Source organism: Serratia sp. AS12 (genome assembly GCF_000214195.1).
GTDB lineage: Bacteria > Pseudomonadota > Gammaproteobacteria > Enterobacterales > Enterobacteriaceae > Serratia > Serratia plymuthica.
The window spans coordinates 1,079,899-1,094,975 of the sequence record NC_015566.1; the positions used below are offsets into that span (position 1 = coordinate 1,079,899).

Consider the following 15,077-nt stretch of genomic DNA (forward strand, 5'->3'; position numbering starts at 1 on the left):
CCGATAAGCCGGCCCCTGATTAAGTTAGTGTGCGTTCACACTTTCTATAAGATCAATAGCCTACCGCTGAACCTGCCGGGCGGCGCACGTCATTGGCGCCGTACAGATAACCTTCGCGTACCTTGCCGGAAACCGCAGAGTCGTTGCCGGAATTGGCCGGGCTAACGCCTGCGGCACCCGGCAGGCCCACCAGAATCAGTTCGGCGGCGCCCCACGGCGTTTGCTCAACCATCTTATAACCCATGCCGCCGAGGAGTTTCAGCGTATCGGCGGAGACGCCACGCTGCTCGTAATAAACTTCGTCCGGCAGCCATTGATGGTGAATACGCGGTGCATCCACCGCCTCCTGCGGCGCCATGCCGTGGTCGATCACGTTCAGCGCGGTCTGCAGGGTGATGGTGATGATGCGCGAACCGCCCGGCGAGCCAAGCACCATAAAGATTTTGTTGTCTTTGGTCACCAGCGTCGGGCTCATCGACGATAGTGGGCGCTTACCGGGGGCAATGCTGTTGGCGGTGCCCTGCACCAATCCGTACAGGTTTTTCTCGCCGACTTTAACGGTGAAATCGTCCATTTCATCGTTGAGGAAGAAACCTGTACCCGGGGCTATTACGACCGCGCCAAAGCGACCGTTGACGGTATAGGTGGTGGAGACGGCATTGCCGTCATGATCGACAATAGAATAGTGGGTGGTTTCCGGTTTTTCGTGGGGTTCCATACCCGGCTGTACGTTCTCTGACGGCGTTGCCTTGTCGGCGACAATTTTTTTGCGGATCTCTTCGGCGTAGCTCTTGCTGACCAAGCGATCGATCGGGTTCTTGATGAATTCCGGGTCGCCAAGGTAGGTATTACGGTCCATATAGGCGTGGCGCATCGCTTCGGTCAGGGTGTGGATGGTCGCCGCTGAGTTAAAGCCCCTACTTTTCAGATCATAACCTTCGACCACGTTGAGGATTTCGCACAGTGTGACGCCGCCGGAGCTGGGTGGCGGTGCTGAAACAAATTTATAGCCACGGTAGCTGCAGGTAATGGGCGGCGTTTCGGTCACTTTGTAGTTGGCGAAGTCGGTCGCCGTCAGGATGCCGCCGCCTTGTTTGGCTGCGGCCTCCACGGCCTGCGGGATCTTGCCCTTATAGAAGGCATCCGGGCCGTCTTTGGCGATGGCTTCCAGGGTGTTGGCCAGATCGCTCTGCACCAGACGGTCGCCCGGTTGCAGTGCGGTGCCGTCCGGGCGCAGGAAGATTTTGGCGGATTCCGGGTCCTGTTTGAAACGGGCGACGGTGGTGTCGAGAATATCGGTATCGGCACGGGTCAGTACAAAGCCTTCGCGCGCCAGTTTGATCGCCGGCCCCATTACCTGCTCACGGCTCAGCTTGCCGTATTTCTGGCGTGCGGTTTCCATGCCCAGCACGGTGCCCGGTACGCCCGCCGCCAGATAGCCATACAGGCTGGCGCCTTTTTTCACGTTGCCTTCGGCATCCAGGTACATGTTGGCGCTGGCCGCCGCCGGAGCGGTTTCACGGAAGTTGATAAAGGTGTCGGTACCGTCGGCCAGGTGTACCGTCATAAAACCGCCGCCGCCGATGTTGCCGCAGCAGGGGTTCACCACCGCCTGCGCATAGCCGACCGCCACTGCGGCATCGATGGCGTTGCCGCCCAGCTTGAGGATATCGACGCCAACCTGCGAGGCGAGATGTTGCGATGTCACTACCATGCCATTTTTGGCTTCGACCGCCGGGTTGGAGGCGGCGTACAGGCTGCTGCTGACCAGCAGCGCCGCCATGGTCAGCGGCTTGCTCCATTTCTGTAAAAACATAGTTATTCCTACCCTGTCAGTGTTCTTATTGTGATTGGCTTGCCGTTTTTACCCTGCAAAGAGCGAGCCAGCGTTATTTATAGTAGCTACAGGTGGGGTATTACGCGGTGTTCAGGGCTGGAAATGTGAGCGGAAACAGGGAAATAAAGCCCGGATGGGGGGCAGGCTGCCCTAAAAAAGAGCAAAAAAAACCGGCCACGAGGGCCGGTTGATTCACTTGCAGGCTGAAATTACAGCTTGGAAGCGTTCTCGGACAGGTATTTAGCTACGCCGTCTGGAGATGCGCCCATACCTGCTTTGCCTTTTTCCCACTGAGCCGGGCACACTTCGCCGTGCTCTTCGTGGAATTGCAGCGCGTCAACGGTACGGATCATTTCATCGATGTTACGGCCGATTGGCAGGTCGTTAACAACCTGTGCACGAACCACACCGTCTTTGTCGATCAGGAAAGAACCGCGCAGCGCAACGCCGGCTTCTGGGTGTTCGATCCCGTAAGCTTTCTGAATTTCACGTTTGATGTCAGCAACCATGGCGTATTTCACTTCACCGATGCCGCCATTTTCGACAGGGGTTTTACGCCATGCGTTGTGAACGAATTCTGAGTCGAATGAAACGCCAACCACTTCAACGCCACGCTTCTGGAATTCTTCATAGCGGTGATCGAAAGCGATCAGCTCAGAAGGACATACGAAGGTGAAGTCCATCGGCCAGAAGAACAGTACGGCTGGTTTACCGTTCAGGTGCTTCTTAAAGTTGAAGTTTTCAACGATTTCGCCGCTGCCCAATACGGCAGCTGCAGTGAAGTCAGGGGCTTGACGAGTTACCAGGACCATAATTACTCCTGTAATAGGTATTAAGGGGTTGATGTAAAAGCAAGGGCCAGTATAGGGACCAAGACTCGGTGAATAAAGGGTAAAAGACCAATCGATGAGATAGCTTTTACCTATCAAATTCGATAATTAAATTTAGCAAGCTTTAAAAGTAACCTTTTCCTGCAAAAGGGCAAGGCTTAAAACCCAATTTCTTGTAAAACGTCGAATTTTCAATGGGTTTGGTTTGACGTTAAAGCTTTTTATCTTTTGCCTGCTGCATCATCTGCGGATAAAACTGCCAGAACTGTGTTTCAAGCTGATGATAGTGACGCTCCACGTCGGCGAAGGAGCCGGCCAGAGCGGCCAGGCGTGGACGGCGGCTGGCCATGCCCGCCAGCACGGTGCCGATAAACGGCAGCTCGGCGTAGCGCTCCAGCCAACGTTCCTGCCATAAATACCCGTTTAAGTTCTGAAAGCGCGGTGGCGTTACCGGCAAATGCGGAACGATCTGGCTGCGGGCTTCTTGGGTAAAGCTGTGGAGGCTGAGGGACGGCTCCAACTGCTGCCAGTGGCGCGCCAGGAAATGATCCCACACCACGTCGAGCGTGATGGGCGCCACGCGGCGGTGTTCGTCACTGAAGAAGTCACGACAAACCTTCACCTGCGGCAGGCTGTCGGTCAGTACGTCGACGCGGCGGTGCATCATTATGCCGGCCACTACCTCGGGATTGTACTCACCTGCGGGGTTGCCGCGCACGAAGTCGGCCAACAGGTTGCCCAGCAGTGAGCTTTCCGCCAACTGAGCCAAATGGAGATGTGCAAGGAAGTTCATCTGGGCATTGTATCCGAAGTCGTGCAAATCCTCCTTATTTCTTGCTGCTGACCGCCCGCGGCTTTAGACTAGGCCGCTTGTTTTTTACCAACCAGTCTTATATTGAAGAAGTGAATACCCATGCGCGTCGCCGATTTTTCCTTTGAACTTCCCGAGTCCCTGATTGCCCATTATCCTCAGCCTGAGCGCAGCGGTTGCCGTTTGCTGCAGCTGGACGGGCCGAGCGGGGCGCTGACGCACGGCGTATTCACCGATCTGCTGGACAACCTGGAAGCCGGCGATCTGCTGGTATTCAACAATACCCGGGTGATCCCGGCGCGCATGTTTGGCCGCAAGGTCAGCGGCGGCAAGATTGAAGTGCTGGTCGAGCGTGTGCTGGACGATCATCGGGTGTTGGCGCACGTGCGCGCTTCAAAAGCGCCAAAGCCGGGCGCTGAACTGCTGCTGGGCGATGACGAAAGCGTTGCCGCTACCATGATGGCGCGCCACGATACGCTGTTCGAATTGCGCTTCAACGATGAACGCGATGTGTTCACTATCCTCAATGCCGTTGGCCATATGCCGCTGCCGCCGTATATCGATCGGCCGGATGAAGACGCCGACCGCGAGCTTTATCAGACGGTTTACAGCGAGAAACCGGGCGCCGTTGCGGCGCCGACCGCCGGGCTGCACTTCGATGAGCCGCTGCTGGCTGCGTTGCGCGCGAAGGGCATTGAGATGGCTTTTGTCACCCTGCATGTGGGCGCGGGCACTTTCCAGCCGGTGCGGGTGGAAACCATCGAAGAGCACGTGATGCACGCGGAATACGCCGAGGTTCCGCAGGAAGTGGTTGACGCGGTGCTGGCCTGTAAAGCACGTGGCAAGCGCGTAGTAGCGGTGGGAACCACCTCGGTACGTTCGCTGGAAAGCGCGGCCAACGCCAGCAAGGACGCGCTGATTGCGCCGTTCTTCGGCGATACCAGCATCTTTATCTTCCCGGGTTACCACTATCAGGTGATCGACGCGCTGGTGACCAATTTCCACCTGCCGGAGTCGACGCTGATCATGTTGGTATCCGCCTTCGCCGGTTATAAAAACACCATGCATGCCTATCAGCAGGCAGTGGCCGAGCAGTACCGTTTCTTCAGCTATGGCGATGCGATGTTCATCAGCCGTAATCCGCAGGCGGAACACGAGTCCGTCGGCGCCTGATTCCCCGGGCTGCGCATTTGGCGCGGCCCTGTTTTAACGACGCCAGACTGTTTCTCTGGCGCTGGAGGTTTTGTGAAGTACGAATTAGACACTACCGATGGTCGCGCCCGCCGCGGCCGCCTGATTTTTGAGCGCGGCGTGGTGGAAACCCCGGCCTTTATGCCTGTCGGCACCTATGGCACGGTAAAGGGCATGACGCCGGAAGAAGTGAAAGAGACTGGCGCGCAGATTCTGCTGGGCAACACCTTCCACCTGTGGCTGCGTCCAGGGCAGGAGATCATGAAACTGCATGGCGATCTGCATGATTTCATGCAGTGGCACGGCCCGATCCTGACCGACTCCGGCGGTTTCCAGGTGTTCAGCCTGGGGGCGATGCGCAAAATTAAAGAGGAAGGCGTTTATTTCCGTAATCCGATTAACGGCGATAAAGTGTTCCTCAGCCCGGAAAAATCGATGGAAATCCAGTATGACCTGGGGTCCGACATCGTAATGATTTTCGACGAGTGTACGCCGTACCCGGCCGACTGGGATTACGCCAAGAGCTCGATGGAGATGTCACTGCGCTGGGCGCAGCGCAGCCGTCAACGTTTTGACGAACTGAATAATAAAAACGCCTTATTCGGCATTATTCAGGGCGGTGTTTACGAAGATTTACGAGATGTTTCAGTAAAAGGGCTGGTGGATATCGGCTTTGATGGTTACGCTGTTGGCGGCTTGGCTGTAGGCGAGCCAAAAGAAGATATGCATCGTATTCTCGAACATGTTTGCCCGCAAATTCCGGAAGATAAGCCACGCTACCTGATGGGCGTAGGCAAACCGGAAGATCTGGTTGAAGGCGTGCGTCGCGGTATCGATATGTTCGACTGCGTGATGCCAACGCGTAATGCCCGTAACGGCCACTTGTTCGTGACTGACGGTGTGGTAAAAATCCGTAATGCCAAGCACAAGGATGATACTTCTCCGCTGGATAAAGACTGTGATTGCTACACGTGTCGCAATTACAGCCGCGCCTACTTGCATCATCTCGATCGTTGCAACGAAATACTGGGTGCCCGATTGAATACCATTCATAACCTGCGCCACTACCAACGCCTGATGGCGGGTTTACGCCAGGCTATTGAACAGGGTAAATTAGAGCTGTTTGTTACGGATTTCTACGGTCGGATCGGCAAACCGGTTCCACCTTTAAACGCTTGAATTAATAATTGATAACTTAATGAGGGAATTTCAATGAGCTTTTTCATTTCTGACGCCGTCGCATCCGCAGGGGCCCCGGCTCAGGGAAGCCCGTACTCTCTGATCATTATGCTGGTCGTGTTTGGTCTGATTTTCTATTTCATGATCCTGCGCCCGCAGCAAAAACGCGCTAAAGAGCACAAGAAGCTGATGGACTCGATTGGCAAGGGTGATGAAGTGCTGACCACCGGTGGCCTGATTGGCCGCGTGACCAAAGTGGCTGACACCGGCATCATCGCCATTGCGCTGAACGACACCACGGAAGTGATGATCAAGCGTGACTTCGTGGCGGCCGTTCTGCCGAAAGGTACCATGAAGGCCCTGTAATTTTGTTTTCCCGAAGGGAATTGCCGTGCTAAACCGTTATCCTTTGTGGAAGTATCTGATGCTGATCGTTGTGATCATCGTCGGTCTGCTTTATGCGCTTCCCAACCTCTATGGTGAGGATCCGGCTGTACAAATCACTGGCGCGCGCGGTGTCGCCGCCAGTGAAACTACGCTGGACCAAGTCCGTACCGTATTAGAAAAAGACAATATCGCGAGCAAGTCGATTGCGCTGGAAAATGGCGCCATCCTGGCTCGCTTTAAAGATCCTGACGTTCAGTTGCGTGCCCGTGAAGCCTTGATGGCGGAGCTGGGCGACAAGTTCGTCGTCGCGCTGAACCTGGCTCCGGCCACGCCGGCCTGGTTGGCCATGTTGGGCGCCGAACCGATGAAGCTGGGCCTGGACCTGCGTGGTGGCGTGCACTTCCTGATGGAAGTGGACATGGACACCGCGCTGGGCAAGCTGCAGGAACAAACCATGGATACCCTGCGCAGCGAATTGCGTGAAAAGGGCATTCCTTATGCGTCTATCCGCAAGCTGGACAACAACGGCGTGGAAGTTCGCTTCCGTGACGATGCCGCCCGCGATCAGGCCATCAGCTACATAACCCCGCGTCAGCGCGATCTGGTGCTTTCCGCCAATGGCACCAACACCCTGAAGGCCAGCCTGACGGATGCTCGTCTGAGCGAAGCGCGCGAATACGCGGTGCAGCAGAACATCACTATCCTGCGTAACCGCGTTAACCAGCTCGGCGTTGCCGAACCGCTGGTGCAGCGCCAGGGCTCTGACCGTATCGTGGTTGAATTGCCGGGTATTCAGGATACCGCACGCGCCAAAGAGATCCTGGGCGCTACCGCTACGCTGGAATTCCGTCTGGTCAACACCAACGCGGATGCGACAGCTGCGGCCAACGGCCGTGTACCGGGTGATTCCGAGGTGAAAAACACGCGCGAAGGCCAGCCGGTAGTGCTGTATAAGCGTGTGATCCTGACCGGTGACCACATCACCGACTCTACCTCCAGCACCGACGAATACAACCAGCCGCAGGTTAATATCTCGCTCGACAGCGCCGGTGGCACGTCAATGTCCAACTTCACCAAGGACAACATCGGCAAACCGATGGCGACCCTGTTCGTGGAGTATAAGGACAGCGGCAAGAAAGACGCCAACGGCCGTGCGATTCTGGTGAAGCAGGAAGAAGTGATCAACGTGGCGAACATTCAGTCACGCTTGGGCAACAGCTTCCGTATCACCGGTATCGGCAACCCGAACGAAGCGCGTCAGCTCTCGCTGCTGCTGCGCGCCGGTGCGCTGATTGCCCCTATCCAGATCGTGGAAGAACGTACTATCGGCCCAACCCTGGGGCAACAGAACATTACCCAAGGTCTGGAAGCCTGTCTGTGGGGCCTGGTGGCTTCTATCGTGTTCATGGTGGTTTGGTACCGTAAGTTCGGCATGATCGCCACGACGGCGCTGGTGGCCAACCTGGTGCTGATTGTCGGCGTGATGTCCCTGCTGCCGGGGGCGACGCTGACCATGCCGGGCATTGCCGGTATCGTGCTGACGCTGGCGGTGGCGGTCGACGCCAACGTACTGATAAACGAACGTATCAAGGAAGAACTGAAGAATGGACGCTCCATTCAACAGGCGATCCATGAAGGCTATAAAGGCGCGTTCTCCAGTATTGTTGACGCCAACATCACGACCCTGATCACCGCCATCATTCTGTACGCAGTGGGCACCGGTTCGATCAAGGGCTTTGCGATTACTACCGCAATCGGTGTGGCGACGTCCATGTTCACCGCGATTGTCGGTACCCGTGCCATCGTCAACCTGCTTTACGGCGGCAAACGCATTAACAAGCTGTCTATCTGAGGAGTGCGTTGTGGCACAGGATTATACTGTTGAACAACTCAACTACGGCCGTAAAGTCTATGACTTTATGCGCTGGGATTACGTGGCCTTCGGCATCTCATTGCTGCTGTTGGTCGCGTCAATCGCCACCATGTCGGTACGCGGGTTTAACTGGGGTCTGGATTTTACCGGCGGTACGGTAATTGAAATCAGCCTGGAAAAGCCGGCTAATCTCGATCTGATGCGCGATACGCTGGAAAAAGCCGGGTTCCAGGACCCGATTATCCAGAACTTCGGCAGCAGCCGTGACGTGATGGTGCGTATGCCACCGGCGACCGGCAACGCAGGCCAGGAACTGGGTAATAAAGTGATCGGCGTGATCAACGACGCGGTGGATAAAAACGCCACCGTGAAGCGTATCGAGTTCGTCGGCCCGAGCGTGGGCAGTGAACTGGCGCAGACCGGCGGCATGGCGTTGCTGGTGGCGTTGATCTGTATCCTGATCTACGTCGGTTTCCGTTTCGAATGGCGCCTGGCGCTGGGGGCGGTTATTGCGCTGGCGCACGACGTGATCATCACTATGGGCGTGCTGTCGCTGTTCCATATCGAGATTGACCTGACCATTGTCGCATCATTGATGTCGGTTATCGGTTACTCGCTGAACGACAGTATCGTGGTTTCCGACCGTATTCGTGAGAACTTCCGCAAGATCCGTCGCGGTACGCCTTACGAAATCATGAACGTGTCGTTGACCCAAACGTTGAGCCGTACATTGATGACCTCCGGTACCACCTTGATGGTGGTGCTGATGCTGTACATCTTCGGTGGCGCCATGCTGCAGGGCTTCTCGTTGGCGATGCTGATCGGCGTGTCTATCGGTACCATATCCTCTATCTACGTAGCGTCCGCGTTGGCGTTGAAACTGGGTATGAAACGCGAGCACATGCTGCAACAGAAAGTGGAAAAAGAGGGCGCAGATCAGCCTTCGATTCTGCCTTAATGCGCTGATTTTTCGGTGTAATAAAAAGGAGTGCCATTTGGCGCTCCTTTTTTTTGCCTGCGGCGAGGGAGTGCGTATCAGTGTTGCTGTACCACCGCCGGTTGGGCGGTCGGAACGAGACTGTGCAGCCGCACAAAGCCCAGTTGCTCCGGCGTCAGGCCGCTAAAGCGCAGTTCGAAATTCTGCTCCGGCTTCGGCAACAGCGAGTCTGCACTGGCGACCGGTTGTGACAGCGAGTCGGCGGTGAGCGGTTTACCGGTGACGGCATCCAGTTGCCCCCATTCCACCACCGCTTTAAATGCAGGTAGCGAAGCCTGCGAGAGCGTGCGTACGTGCAGCAATGCCTGGGTGCCGTTGGCTTCGGCTTTAACGTGGCTGAGCGACACGCTCAGTTCGCCGATGCTGCTTTGCAGGCGTGCGGCGTTATTGGCCGCAGGCAGCAGGTAGACGCCGCTGGTGGAGTTCTGATTCAGCTGGTTCTGCTGTTCCAGCGCCGTGGCTTGCTGGGTCAGCGTAGTTAATTTCTGATTCAGTTCAACCACCTGATGGCGGAGCTTCGGCACCTCGTGAGTTTGCGCGCAGCCCGCCAGCAGAACAAACGCGCTGAGCAGGAAAACTTTCGGATAAGGGATTGTCATGGCGGCGATTTCCTATTCAATATCTCCTGTTATCAGCTTAGCCCGCCCGGCGAGGAAAGTCATGCGCGCCGCCGTTTTAGCGCCATTCGGTATCGCGGCTCGCAACAAATGGTCGACGGCCTTTGTTGTGACCGTACTTCGGGGTAAACTGCTCTTAACTATGAAAACGTTTATCAGGACGTGTTATGCATTGCCCTTTCTGCGCCGCCGTTGATACCAAAGTCATTGATTCCCGTCTGGTGGGTGATGGTTCGCAGGTGCGCCGTCGCCGCCAGTGTTTGGTTTGTAATGAACGTTTCACCACCTTTGAAGTGGCTGAGCTGGTGATGCCACGGGTGATAAAAAGCGACGAAGTGCGTGAGCCGTTCAACGAAGACAAACTGCGTCGTGGCATGCTGAAAGCGTTGGAAAAGCGCCCGGTCAGCTCCGACGACGTGGAAAATGCGATTAACCACATCAAATCCCAGTTGCGCGCCACCGGTGAACGCGAAGTGCCGACCAAGCTGGTTGGCAACCTGGTGATGGACGCGCTGAAAAAGCTGGATAAAGTGGCCTATATTCGTTTCGCCTCGGTTTACCGCAGCTTTGAAGATATTCGCGAATTCGGCGAAGAAATCGCCCGTCTGCAAGACTAAGGGATAGCGCATGCATAACGACGAATTTTATATGGCGCGCGCCTTTGAGTTGGCGCGGCTAGGGCGTTTCACTACCGCACCGAACCCGAACGTCGGCTGCGTGATCGTGCGTGACGGCGAAATCGTCGGCGAAGGTTATCACCTGCGTGCCGGCGAACCCCATGCGGAAGTGCATGCGTTGCGCATGGCGGGCGAGCGGGCGCGGGGCGCCACCGCTTATGTCACGCTGGAGCCCTGCAGCCACCACGGGCGTACGCCTCCCTGCGCAGATGCGCTGGTCGCCGCTGGCGTTGCCCGCGTGGTTGCGGCGATGCAGGATCCCAACCCTGAGGTTGCCGGTCGTGGCCTGTACAAGCTGCAACAGGCGGGTATAGACGTGCGTCACGGCATGATGCTGGCTGAAGCTGAAGCGGTGAATCCGGGTTTTCTCAAACGCATGCGCACCGGTTTCCCTTACATACAGCTGAAGCTGGGCGCGTCGCTCGACGGCCGCACGGCGATGGCTTCCGGCGAGAGTCAGTGGATCACTTCACCGCAGGCCCGGCAGGACGTGCAGCGTCTGCGGGCGCAAAGCGCCGCCATCCTGAGCACCAGCGCTACCGTGTTGGCCGACGATCCGTCGCTGACGGTGCGTTGGGATGAGCTGGATACCGCCACTCAGAGCCTCTACCCGCGTGAAAATCTGCGCCAACCGTTGCGCATTATCCTCGACAGCCAGAACCGCGTAACGCCGCAGCATCGGGTAGTGCAGCAGCCGGGAACGACCTGGCTGGCGCGGTTGCAGCCGGACGATCAGAACTGGCCGCAGGATGTTGAACAACTGACGTTTCCGGCGCACGGCGGCGGGATCGATCTGGTCGTGATGATGATGCAGTTGGCGAAACGCCAGGTGAATTCCATCTGGGTAGAAGCCGGCGCTGCGCTTTCCGGCGCGTTGTTGCAGGCAGGGCTGGTTGATGAGCTCATTTTGTACATCGCGCCAAAACTGATGGGTGATAATGGGCGCGGCCTGTGCCGGTTGCCGGGCCTTGAGTGCCTGGCCGATGCGCCGGAATTCGTCTTCAGCGAAGTGCGGCAAATCGGCCCCGACCTGCGCTTGCGGCTGAAGCCGAAATACTGAATGTAAAGTCTGTTTGCCGCTCCGATTGGCGTTTTACAAAACCGCCGCGCAGGCAGATAAAGAATGTGATAGAATCCGCCCCCCTGCGGGGTATCGAACCCATTTTTAAGGAAAGCCCATGAAAGTTATCGAAGGTGTTGTTGCTACTCCAAATGCCCGTGTGGCGATCGCAATTGCACGTTTTAACAATTTCATCAACGACAGCCTGCTGCAAGGTGCCATCGACGCACTCAAGCGCATTGGTCAGGTTGCTGACGACAACATCACCGTTGTCTGGGTCCCGGGCGCTTACGAGCTGCCGCTGACGGCTCGCGTGCTGGCCAACACCGGCAAATACGATGCAATCATCGCGTTGGGCACCGTTATCCGTGGGGGCACCGCGCACTTTGAATATGTCGCGGGCGAAGCCAGCTCCGGTATCGGCAGCGTTTCTCTGAACGCTGAAATCCCGGTTGCCTTTGGCGTGCTGACCACCGAAAGCATCGAACAGGCTATCGAGCGTGCCGGCACCAAAGCGGGCAACAAGGGTGCTGAAGCGGCTCTGACCGCACTTGAAATGATTAATGTTATCGAAGCTATTAAAGCCTGAATTTAGTTAAGGGGAATTCCGTGAAACCTGCTGCTCGTCGCCGCGCTCGTGAGTGCGCTGTTCAAGCGCTTTACTCTTGGCAGTTGTCTAAAAATGACATTGCCGATGTTGAACACCAGTTCCTGACGGAGCAAGATGTCAAAGATGTGGACATCGCCTATTTTCGGGAGCTGCTGTCCGGCGTGGCGGTGAATGCGGGTCTGCTGGATGGCCTGATGGAACCTTTCCTGTCGCGTCAGCTCGAAGAGCTGGGTCAGGTAGAAAGAGCCGTTCTGCGCATTGCACTGTTTGAACTGAAAATGCGTCAGGATGTGCCTTATAAAGTGGCTATCAACGAAGCGATCGAACTGGCGAAAACCTTCGGCGCTGAAGACAGCCACAAGTTTGTGAATGGCGTGCTGGATAAAGCAGCACCAAGCATTCGCAAGAAAAAATAAAAAATTAAGGCCGGAGATACCGGCCTTAATTTCTTCTATTGGAATATCGACCATGGCATGCGGCGAATTTGACCTCATTGCCCGCTATTTTGACCGGTTTAAGAGTCTGCGCCGGGACGTACAGTTGGGCATTGGAGATGACTGCGCACTCCTGACAGTGGCAGAAAAACAGCTTTTGGCCGTCAGTACCGACACCCTGGTTTCGGGCGTTCACTTCCTGCCGGATATCGATCCGGCCGATCTCGGCTACAAAGCACTGGCAGTCAACCTGAGCGATCTGGCGGCAATGGGCGCCGATCCGGCCTGGCTTTCACTGGCGTTAACCTTGCCTGACGTGAATGAGCCTTGGCTGAAGGCGTTCAGTGACAGCCTGTTCGAACAGCTTAATTATTACGGTATGCAGTTGATTGGCGGCGACACCACGCGCGGCCCGTTGAGCATGACGTTAACCATTCATGGTTTGATCCCGGCCGGCCGGGCGTTGACCCGCAGCGGTGCGCGCATCGGCGATTGGATCTACGCTACCGGCACGCTGGGCGACAGCGCCGCCGGCCTGGCTATCTTGCAGGATCGCCTGCAGGTAGCGGATACCGACGCACGCGATTACCTGATTGGTCGCCATCTGCGGCCGCAGCCACGGGTGTTGCAAGGGCAGGCGCTGCGTGATTTGGCCAGCTCTGCGATCGATATTTCCGACGGGCTGATCTCCGATCTGAAGCACGTGCTGAAAGCCTCCGAGTGCGGGGCGCGCATCGTTCTGGATGAGCTGCCGCTGTCGCAGGTATTGAGCAGCCATACGGACGCTGAACAAGCGCTGCGCTGGGCGCTGACTGGTGGTGAAGATTACGAACTGTGCTTTACGGTGCCGGAAATCAATCGCGGTGCGCTGGAAGTGGCGCTGAGCCATCTGGGCGCGGATTACACCTGTATTGGCCAGATTGGTCCGCTTTCCGAAGGCATTAAGTTCTACCGCAACGATGAAGCGGTGGAGCTGCCGTGGAAGGGTTTCGATCATTTCAGCGCGGAGCAGGCGTAACATGGATGAAGCTAAACGCCGTCTGCGGATGAGCAATCCGTGGCACTTGCTGGCTACCGGTTTCGGCAGCGGCCTGTCACCGGTGGTGCCGGGCACCATGGGATCGCTGGCGGCGATTCCGTTCTGGCTGCTGCTGATCCAACTGCCGTGGCAGCTCTATTCGCTGCTGGTGATGTTCAGCATCTGTATCGGCGTCTATTTGTGCCACCAGACAGCCAAAGATATGCGGGTACACGATCACGGTAGCATCGTCTGGGACGAGTTTGTCGGCATGTGGATCACGCTGATGGCGTTGCCGGTTAACGACTGGCAGTGGGTAGCCGCAGGTTTTGTGATTTTCCGTATTCTCGATATGTGGAAACCCTGGCCGATCCGCTGGTTCGATCGCAACGTGCATGGCGGTATGGGCATTATGGTCGACGACATCGTCGCCGGGGTGCTTTCGGCCGGCATTATCTACCTGATTGGCCACCACTGGCCGCTCGGGCTGTTTTGATTACAGGGGCGCAGTTCAACACGGCTGCGCCCTTGAAACCTCCGCGTTATTCAAACCCCGTCACGTGATGCGGCACATAGGCCGTTTCCAGCTCGGCAATCTCTTCCGGCGTTAATGCCAGATCGACGGCGGCCACGGCGTCTTCCAGATGTTCATGGCGCGACGCGCCGATGATAGGAGCATTGACCACCGGTTTGCTCAACAGCCAGGCCAGCGCAACCTGTGCACGCGATACACCGCGTTCTTGAGCAAGGGTGGCGACGCGTTCGGCGATGATGCCGTCAATACCTTCGGTTTCGTCATACAGATTTTTGCCGACCTGATCGGACACCAGCCGTGCGGTGGTTTCACCCCATGGGCGAGTCAGACGGCCGCGAGCCAGCGGGCTCCACGGCAGTACCGCGATGCCTTCGGCGGCGCACAGCGGATGCATTTCGCGCTCCTCCTCACGTTGAATCAGATTGTACTGGTCCTGCATGCTGACAAACCGCGTCCAGCCGTGCAGATCGGCGGTGTACAGCGCTTTGGCGAACTGCCAGGCATACATCGACGACGCGCCTATATAGCGCGCTTTACCGGCCCTGACCACGTCATGCAGTGCTTCCAGCGTTTCTTCAATGGGCGTTTCATAATCCCAACGGTGGATTTGCAGCAGATCGACATAGTCGGTGCCCAATCGTTGCAGGCTGTCGTCGATAGACTGCATGATTTTGGCGCGCGACAACCCGCGTTCCAGATTGCTCAGGGGGAAATAGACTTTAGTGGCGATCACTACGTCATCACGGCGCGCGTAATCCCGCAGCGCTCGGCCGACGATCTCCTCGCTGCTGCCGTCTGAGTAGCTGTTGGCGGTGTCGAAGAAATTGATGCCGGCGTCCAGTGCCTGTTTCAGCAGCGGACGGCTGCTTTCTTCCGGCAGCGTCCAGGCGTGGTTGCCGCGGTTGGGTTCACCGTAGGTCATACAACCCAGGCAGATGCGCGAGACGTTCAGATCGGTGTTGCCCAGTTTCAGATACTTCATGCTTGCCTCCGGGTGTCAGCACAGATCTATAACTGTAGT

16 protein-coding genes are annotated in these 15,077 nt (G+C 56.8%); 11 read left to right on the forward strand and 5 right to left on the reverse strand.

Features of this window, described 5'->3' with window-relative positions; all coding sequences use genetic code 11:
• Window positions 1-52 precede the first annotated feature (52 nt).
• The 3 genes from ggt to SERAS12_RS05005 all read right to left on the reverse strand — a co-directional run bounded on the left by ggt (window position 53) and on the right by SERAS12_RS05005 (window position 3,460).
• Window positions 53-1,816: a gamma-glutamyltransferase gene (gene ggt / locus SERAS12_RS04995; RefSeq protein WP_013811722.1), complete on the reverse strand. Its 1,764-nt coding sequence runs from the start codon at window positions 1,814-1,816 to the stop codon at window positions 53-55.
• Window positions 1,817-2,046: 230 nt separating this feature from the next.
• Window positions 2,047-2,649: a peroxiredoxin C gene (locus tag SERAS12_RS05000; protein WP_004949238.1), complete on the reverse strand. Its 603-nt coding sequence runs from the start codon at window positions 2,647-2,649 to the stop codon at window positions 2,047-2,049.
• 229 nt (window positions 2,650-2,878) lie between these two features.
• Window positions 2,879-3,460, reverse strand: coding sequence for an ACP phosphodiesterase (locus SERAS12_RS05005; protein ID WP_013811723.1), 582 nt, complete (start codon window positions 3,458-3,460; stop codon window positions 2,879-2,881).
• A 120-nt stretch (window positions 3,461-3,580) separates the two neighbouring features.
• Between SERAS12_RS05005 and queA the strand changes: the two genes are divergently transcribed.
• The 5 genes from queA (at window position 3,581) to secF (ending at window position 9,066) form a co-directional block, all read left to right on the forward strand.
• A complete protein-coding gene (queA, locus tag SERAS12_RS05010; protein ID WP_013811724.1) occupies window positions 3,581-4,651 on the forward strand; it encodes a tRNA preQ1(34) S-adenosylmethionine ribosyltransferase-isomerase QueA in 1,071 nt (356 codons plus the stop codon).
• Between the two features lie 72 nt (window positions 4,652-4,723).
• Window positions 4,724-5,848: a tRNA guanosine(34) transglycosylase Tgt gene (gene tgt / locus SERAS12_RS05015; RefSeq protein ID WP_013811725.1), complete on the forward strand. Its 1,125-nt coding sequence runs from the start codon at window positions 4,724-4,726 to the stop codon at window positions 5,846-5,848.
• A gap of 33 nt (window positions 5,849-5,881) precedes the next feature.
• Complete coding sequence (gene yajC / locus SERAS12_RS05020) at window positions 5,882-6,214, forward strand: preprotein translocase subunit YajC (protein ID WP_004949246.1); 333 nt, start codon at window positions 5,882-5,884, stop codon at window positions 6,212-6,214.
• A 25-nt stretch (window positions 6,215-6,239) separates the two neighbouring features.
• Window positions 6,240-8,087 (forward strand): protein translocase subunit SecD, encoded by a 1,848-nt coding sequence (gene secD, locus SERAS12_RS05025; RefSeq protein ID WP_071531432.1) that lies wholly within the window; start codon window positions 6,240-6,242, stop codon window positions 8,085-8,087.
• 10 nt (window positions 8,088-8,097) lie between these two features.
• Window positions 8,098-9,066 carry a protein translocase subunit SecF gene (secF, locus tag SERAS12_RS05030; RefSeq protein ID WP_013811726.1) on the forward strand — a complete coding sequence of 323 codons (969 nt, stop codon included), beginning with the start codon at window positions 8,098-8,100 and terminating at the stop codon, window positions 9,064-9,066.
• A gap of 77 nt (window positions 9,067-9,143) precedes the next feature.
• Here the strand turns inward: secF and SERAS12_RS05035 are convergent, their stop codons facing one another.
• Complete coding sequence (locus SERAS12_RS05035) at window positions 9,144-9,704, reverse strand: DUF3251 domain-containing protein (RefSeq protein WP_013811727.1); 561 nt, start codon at window positions 9,702-9,704, stop codon at window positions 9,144-9,146.
• Between the two features lie 185 nt (window positions 9,705-9,889).
• On the opposite strand from SERAS12_RS05035, the gene nrdR reads away from it, so the two are divergent.
• From nrdR to pgpA, 6 genes are all read left to right on the forward strand, one after another.
• Entirely contained in the window at window positions 9,890-10,339 is a 450-nt protein-coding gene (nrdR, locus tag SERAS12_RS05040) for a transcriptional regulator NrdR (protein ID WP_004949256.1), read from the forward strand.
• A 10-nt stretch (window positions 10,340-10,349) separates the two neighbouring features.
• The gene (gene ribD, locus SERAS12_RS05045; protein WP_013811728.1) at window positions 10,350-11,459 is read left to right on the forward strand and encodes a bifunctional diaminohydroxyphosphoribosylaminopyrimidine deaminase/5-amino-6-(5-phosphoribosylamino)uracil reductase RibD; all 1,110 of its coding nucleotides are present in this window, start codon (window positions 10,350-10,352) and stop codon (window positions 11,457-11,459) included.
• Window positions 11,460-11,577: 118 nt separating this feature from the next.
• Window positions 11,578-12,048, forward strand: a complete 471-nt coding sequence (gene ribE / locus SERAS12_RS05050; protein ID WP_006323924.1) for a 6,7-dimethyl-8-ribityllumazine synthase — start codon at window positions 11,578-11,580, stop codon at window positions 12,046-12,048.
• Between the two features lie 20 nt (window positions 12,049-12,068).
• Window positions 12,069-12,485, forward strand: a complete 417-nt coding sequence (gene nusB, locus SERAS12_RS05055) for a transcription antitermination factor NusB (protein WP_013811729.1) — start codon at window positions 12,069-12,071, stop codon at window positions 12,483-12,485.
• A gap of 52 nt (window positions 12,486-12,537) precedes the next feature.
• Window positions 12,538-13,521, forward strand: coding sequence for a thiamine-phosphate kinase (thiL, locus tag SERAS12_RS05060; protein WP_013811730.1), 984 nt, complete (start codon window positions 12,538-12,540; stop codon window positions 13,519-13,521).
• Window positions 13,463-14,017 (forward strand): phosphatidylglycerophosphatase A, encoded by a 555-nt coding sequence (pgpA, locus tag SERAS12_RS05065; RefSeq protein ID WP_174270190.1) that lies wholly within the window; start codon window positions 13,463-13,465, stop codon window positions 14,015-14,017. The genes thiL and pgpA overlap by 59 nt, the downstream gene beginning before the upstream one ends.
• A gap of 46 nt (window positions 14,018-14,063) precedes the next feature.
• Here pgpA and SERAS12_RS05070 read toward each other — a convergent pair whose 3' ends face one another.
• Window positions 14,064-15,038, reverse strand: coding sequence for an aldo/keto reductase (locus SERAS12_RS05070; RefSeq protein WP_013811731.1), 975 nt, complete (start codon window positions 15,036-15,038; stop codon window positions 14,064-14,066).
• Between the last annotated feature and the right edge of the window lie 39 nt (window positions 15,039-15,077).

Excerpts from the sequence above, each read along its gene's own strand:
- ggt (WP_013811722.1), bottom strand. The coding sequence starts at position 1,816 with ATGTTTTTACAGAAATGGAGCAAGCCGCTGACCATGGCGGCGCTGCTG.
- SERAS12_RS05000 (WP_004949238.1), bottom strand. The coding sequence starts at position 2,649 with ATGGTCCTGGTAACTCGTCAAGCCCCTGACTTCACTGCAGCTGCCGTA.
- SERAS12_RS05005 (WP_013811723.1), bottom strand. The coding sequence starts at position 3,460 with ATGAACTTCCTTGCACATCTCCATTTGGCTCAGTTGGCGGAAAGCTCA.
- queA (WP_013811724.1), top strand. The coding sequence starts at position 3,581 with ATGCGCGTCGCCGATTTTTCCTTTGAACTTCCCGAGTCCCTGATTGCC.
- yajC (WP_004949246.1), top strand. The coding sequence starts at position 5,882 with ATGAGCTTTTTCATTTCTGACGCCGTCGCATCCGCAGGGGCCCCGGCT.
- SERAS12_RS05035 (WP_013811727.1), bottom strand. The coding sequence starts at position 9,704 with ATGACAATCCCTTATCCGAAAGTTTTCCTGCTCAGCGCGTTTGTTCTG.
- nrdR (WP_004949256.1), top strand. The coding sequence starts at position 9,890 with ATGCATTGCCCTTTCTGCGCCGCCGTTGATACCAAAGTCATTGATTCC.
- ribD (WP_013811728.1), top strand. The coding sequence starts at position 10,350 with ATGCATAACGACGAATTTTATATGGCGCGCGCCTTTGAGTTGGCGCGG.
- ribE (WP_006323924.1), top strand. The coding sequence starts at position 11,578 with ATGAAAGTTATCGAAGGTGTTGTTGCTACTCCAAATGCCCGTGTGGCG.
- thiL (WP_013811730.1), top strand. The coding sequence starts at position 12,538 with ATGGCATGCGGCGAATTTGACCTCATTGCCCGCTATTTTGACCGGTTT.
- pgpA (WP_174270190.1), top strand. The coding sequence starts at position 13,463 with ATGAAGCGGTGGAGCTGCCGTGGAAGGGTTTCGATCATTTCAGCGCGG.
- SERAS12_RS05070 (WP_013811731.1), bottom strand. The coding sequence starts at position 15,038 with ATGAAGTATCTGAAACTGGGCAACACCGATCTGAACGTCTCGCGCATC.